This window comes from Mycobacterium sp. 852002-40037_SCH5390672 (genome assembly GCF_001665875.1).
In the GTDB taxonomy this organism is placed as follows: Bacteria; Actinomycetota; Actinomycetes; order Mycobacteriales; family Mycobacteriaceae; genus Mycobacterium.
In genome coordinates, this window is sequence record NZ_LZTA01000003.1 from 1 (window position 1) to 2,501 (window position 2,501).

At 58.5% G+C, this 2,501-nt stretch carries 1 protein-coding gene; it reads left to right on the top strand.

Going from position 1 to position 2,501, the window contains the following annotated elements:
- Window positions 1-1,166: 1,166 nt before the first annotated feature.
- The coding region (locus A5782_RS01205) for a polyketide synthase (RefSeq protein WP_231986566.1) at window positions 1,167-2,501 on the top strand (1,335 nt) is incomplete at its 3' end.

Below are 2,501 nucleotides of genomic sequence, written 5' to 3' on the forward strand. Positions count from 1 at the left end.
GGCATCGTGACTGAAAGGATGCCTCGACCGCAAGCAGGTTCGTTGATAAGTCTCGGGTGTGGGGAGCATAGTCCATCTGGAATGATGGACTATGCTCCGCAGCGGTCCTGCAGGCGACAGCTATGGCGACAAAGTCGAAGTTCTGGGCTTTTCGATTCTGCCGGACCCACACGAGCTAGTGCTTGGAAACTCCGATGGCGGATGCTGACACGCGACTCAACGTTGTGATCTCGCAACCCCCTGCAGGCGCCATGCCTGGCAAGCCGTGAGTCAACCAAGCGGTGGTTGCTGACCAACACTATTGGAAGATTGCTGGTGTCAACTGTATTGGGCCCGGCGGATTCTATTTCGCATTGGTTCGTGTGGACGGTCCGCCACATCAGCGCGTTCAGGACACAACTGCGGCTTGAGAATGTGGGGCCAGGCTTGGAGGTGGGTGGCTCGGTTGTGTCCAAGTGTGCGTCTTCGTCGGTTGCACGGACGTGTGCGGGTGGTGCGGGACGTTTCGCCTTAATGAGGCTGCTAAGCCAGGTAGGTCTCGAACACACCGGTGATTGCGCCGGTGACGCTGCCCTGTGGCGATTTGTGGTGACCGACGATAACGATCGTCCAAGTCACCACAGATAGCGGTCCGCACGTCGCTGATTAATTTAGATACATCACAGCGCACATTAGCGCTCCGCTGCTCAAGCGCCAGCGAAACAAGCGGAGTTGCGGCCAGGATTGATCGAAACCCACTGCGCTGTTGGAGAGTTGAACGAGGCCTAACGTCTACTGATGATGAGGTCCTGAAGATGATCGTTGGGTCCGGACGCTGTCGTCTTGCCACAGTCGTTCTGCCCGTGGCGCTTTCACCGATGACCCACATTTCAGTATGCGTGGATAGTTCGGTGTTCAGAGACGCGGCTGCGGGCGCGACGATTGTTCCGCAGAGTATGGGACAGCGCTCAACGCCACTTCGCGATAGGCGCAGATGCACATCGTGGCCTGGTGTTCAAGTTTCCACAAGGCTCAGCACCGAACCAATTCAGCTGGTTGCTGCCGGCGGTCGAGTAGGAGAAAATCACGGCCATCCTGTCGCAGTCCAGGTAACGGAAATCCTTTAGGCACCTGCAAACTCGACTTGCCGGTTTGCCGTTCCACTTTGGTTGGAGGTCGATGATCGCGTGACAGAAGACGGTTTCCGACCGGGAGACGTTGCAGTCATCGGACTGAGCTGTCGGTTACCCGGTGCACCGAGTGTTGCTGATTTCTGGAGCCTTATGCGAGAAGGGCTAGAAGCTCTCGGCCCGGCGACGGTGAAAAGATCCTCGCTCGATCCGCCGTGCGATGCGGGACTGACGGCCGGGACAACCGGCCGGCCTGAGGGATACGTCGATAACGTCGCTGAGTTTGATGCGGCCTTCTTTAACCTGTCGCCGCGGGAAGCTTGCTCACTAGACCCTCGACAACGTCTTGCGCTTGAATTGACCTGGGAACTGTTCGAAGACTCTTTTGTTGTTCCCGGAAACATCTCCGGGGACAAGGTAGGAGTGTTCCTGGGAGCGATGAATGATGACTATGCGCTACTTGCGCTCCGTAGCGGCGTAAACGACCTCGATCATCACGCGTTCCCCGGCCTAAGCCGAGGGTTGATTGCCAACCGGGTGTCGTTCGCCTTTGGGCTGTGCGGCCCAAGCTTTGCGGTCGATTGCGGCCAATCGTCCTCGCTGGTCGCGGTTCACCTTGCGTGCGAGAGCTTGCGGGCTGGCGATTCATCCCTAGCGATAGCGGGTGGGGTTCATCTCAACTTGGCGGCCGAGACCGCAGCGCTAGAAGCGAAGTTCGGTGGTCTGTCCAGCTCAGGGCATACCTACACGTTCGATGAACGAGCAGACGGTTACGTGCGCGGAGAAGGCGGCGCAATGATTTTGCTGAAGCCGCTCGATGCAGCCGTTGCCGACGGTGATTGGATCCGTGCAGTAATTCGTGCAAGTGCAGTCGGGAATGCCGGGCATAGCCCGGCTGGATTGACTGTACCGACAGCATCTGCGCAGGTTGCGGTCTTTCAGCAGGCGTATTCTCGGGCGGGCTTGGACAGCGAGCAAGTCGACTACGTCGAGTTGCACGGAACGGGTACCGAGGTCGGCGATCCAATAGAGGCCGCGGCACTTGGGCAGTTTTTTGCAGGGCGCCAACGTCCCTTACAGGTGGGATCAGTAAAGACGAATATCGGGCACCTTGGGGGTGCGGCAGGGATTGCGGGCTTGTTAAAGACCGTGCTGGCAATTCAGAACGGCGAAATCCCACCAAGTCTCAACTACAGGAATAGCGATCGAGATATCGACCTTCGTCAGCTCGGGTTGCGCGTTAACGATGCGCTGTCACCCTGGCCGGTGCAGCAGGGCCGAGTGCGCCGGGCGGGGGTGTCTTCGTTTGGGATGGGCGGCACCAATGCGCATGTGATTATCGAGCAGGCTCCCTGCTTGCCGGTCAGCGATACCGGTCTAGGTGACGCCGGT